This window comes from Pseudomonas sp. (assembly GCF_037994325.1).
GTDB lineage: Bacteria > Pseudomonadota > Gammaproteobacteria > Pseudomonadales > Pseudomonadaceae > Aquipseudomonas.
The window spans coordinates 1-2,521 of sequence record NZ_JBBNAH010000773.1; the positions used below are offsets into that span (position 1 = coordinate 1).

The window sequence follows — 2,521 nt, forward strand, 5'->3', positions numbered from 1 at the left end:
GGCGGGGACCCAGAATCTCAAGGCATACGCTGTTCGCCGCGGCATTCTGGATTCCCGCCTGCGCGGGAATGACGGTGAATTTTTTCACCGCGCAAACTCCCTCGCCTCTCCCGCACGCTTTACCCCACCATTCACACAACAAAACCCTCTTGGTCTTACAGCCTAGCGCTCTATAATCCCGGCCTTGCGTGATGGAGGCCTACATGAGCGCGATTCAAATCAAGTCCCCCGCCCTGACTCTTAAAGCCGGCAGTAAAGCCTTGGCGCGTATTCGCGAGCGCGGTTTGGCGCCGGCGGATGTCGGCATTTTGCCGGGCGCGGCCGGTGGCCCCAAAGCCCTCGGCATTCAGGGGTTGGACCTGGCGCTGTTTGGCGATTGGCTGCCGCGCGCGCCACGCCAACGGGCATTAATCGGCGCTTCTATCGGTTCCTGGCGCTTTGCCAGCGCCTGCCTGCCGGATGCCGCCGCTGGTATTCAACGCCTGGGCGAGCTGTATACCCAGCAGCGTTTTAACAAGGGCGTGACCATGGCCGAGGTGTCGCAAAGCTGCGTGCGCATGCTTGATGACTTGCTCGAAGGCCAAGACGCCCATGTGCTGAACAACCCGCACTACAGCCTGAATATCATGGTGGTCAAAAGCCTCGGCCTGCTGGCCCACGACCGTCGTGGCGCGCTGGGTTTGGGCTTGTCATCGGTGATCGGCAATAACCTGCTGGGCCGTCCACGTTTGTCGCGGCATTTTGAGCGGGTAATTTTGCATGACAGCCGCAGCCAGCCGCCGCTCAGCGCCTTAAGCGATTTCCCCTCGCGCTATCTGCACCTGGATGCCGGCAACCTGCGCCATGCCCTGCTGGCCTCGGGCTCGATTCCCATGGTGATGGAAGGCGTGCGCGATATTCCCGGTGCCGGCGCCGGCACTTACCGCGACGGCGGCCTGCTCGATTACCACCTCGACTTGCCCTACAGCGGTGACGACGTGGTGCTGTACCCGCACTTCACCGACAAGGTGATTCCCGGCTGGTTTGACAAGGGCCTGCCGTGGCGCAAAGGCGACAGCGCTCGCCTACAGAACGTGCTGCTACTGGCGCCGTCGCGCGACTACCTGGCGCAACTGCCCCACGGCAAGCTGCCGGACCGTAAGGACTTCACCCGCTACCTGGGCGACGACAACGGCCGCGAGCGCTACTGGCGCGCCGCCATGGATGCCAGCCGACGCCTGGGCGATGAGTTCCTCGAACTGGTCGACAGCGGCAAACTCGGCGACCGCCTGCAAGCCCTCTAAAGCAGTAACACCAAGGACCGGTTATGAAGCTTGCAGTTGCCATCATCCATGGCATTGGCACCCAGCCCGCGCTGTTGGATAGCGATGGTCATCACGTCTTTGCTCAACGCTTGATCCAGCAATTGCGCCTGCGCTTGGGCGAGCATGCCGAGCAGGTGGCATTCCAGAGTTTGTACTGGGCTAATGTGCTGGACGACCGTGAATTCGCCTACCTGGAAAAACTCAAAACCGAACCAGTGACCTGGCGTTGGTTGCGCCGCGCGGTGACGTTGTTTCTTGGCGACGCCAGCGGTTACCGCAAGGTCAGCGAGGCGTACGACACCACCTACCAGGAAGTGCACCAAACCGTGCGCCAGGGCTTGCAAGCCCTGCGCGCGAAAGTCGGCGCGCAAACGCCGCTGGTGGTGCTGGCGCACTCGTTGGGCGGGCATATTTTTTCCAACTACGCCTGGGACCAACAGCGGCTCAACGCTACGCCAACCTGCGCGCTGGACCCGTTTTTAGGCCTGGAAACCCTGGCCGGGCTGATCACCTTTGGCTGCAATATTCCGCTGTTCACCTTTGCCTATAACCCGGTCTTGCCGATCCGCTTTCCGGGCCACTGCCTGACTGAAAAAGTGCGCGAACAGGCGCGCTGGCTTAACCTCTATGCACCGGCCGATGCCCTCGGCTATCCACTGCGACCGCTGGACAACTATGCCGCCGTGGTCGCTGAGGACCGCGCCATGGCTGTTGGTCCTTGGTACAAACGGCACACCCCTTTAAGTCATATGGAGTACTGGAACGATGGTGGTTTTCACGCCTATGTGGCGGATTATCTGCATCAGCTGCTGCCTGCTTGCAGCGACTGAAAGCCACGCCGCGCTGAATGCGCAGACCCAGGCAGAAGTCGGCAAACTGCTGACCTTTGTGGAAAACAGCGGCTGCAGCTTTATCCGCAACGGCAGTGCCTACGACGGCAAAGAAGCGCGTATGCACCTGCAACAAAAGCTCGACTACCTGGAAAACAAAGGCCTGGTCGACTCGTCCGAAGACTTTATCAACCGTGCAGCCACCGGCAGCAGCATCAGCGGCAAGGCTTACAGCGTGGACTGTGCGGGGCAGAAACAGCCGTCGGCGGATTGGTTGAATGGCGAGCTGTTGAGGATTCGTAAACCTTAAATCGCCAGGGGAAAATTTCAGACCGTGTACCTGGATCCCCGCCTACGCGGGGACGACGGGGCTAGCCGGTTTATCAC

The 2,521-nt window shown here is 60.8% G+C and carries 3 protein-coding genes; all 3 read left to right on the forward strand.

Going from position 1 to position 2,521, the window contains the following annotated elements; genetic code table 11:
• The first annotated feature begins 203 nt into the window (after window positions 1-203).
• From AAAB16_RS25985 to AAAB16_RS25995, 3 genes are read left to right on the forward strand one after another with little or no spacing between them, the layout of a single operon-like run.
• Entirely contained in the window at window positions 204-1,283 is a 1,080-nt protein-coding gene (locus AAAB16_RS25985; protein WP_340665966.1) for a patatin-like phospholipase family protein, read from the forward strand.
• 23 nt (window positions 1,284-1,306) lie between these two features.
• Window positions 1,307-2,134 carry a hypothetical protein gene (locus tag AAAB16_RS25990; protein WP_340665967.1) on the forward strand — a complete coding sequence of 276 codons (828 nt, stop codon included), beginning with the start codon at window positions 1,307-1,309 and terminating at the stop codon, window positions 2,132-2,134.
• Complete coding sequence (locus AAAB16_RS25995) at window positions 2,088-2,444, forward strand: DUF5329 domain-containing protein (RefSeq protein WP_340665968.1); 357 nt, start codon at window positions 2,088-2,090, stop codon at window positions 2,442-2,444. The genes AAAB16_RS25990 and AAAB16_RS25995 overlap by 47 nt, the downstream gene beginning before the upstream one ends.
• The last annotated feature ends 77 nt before the right edge of the window (window positions 2,445-2,521 follow it).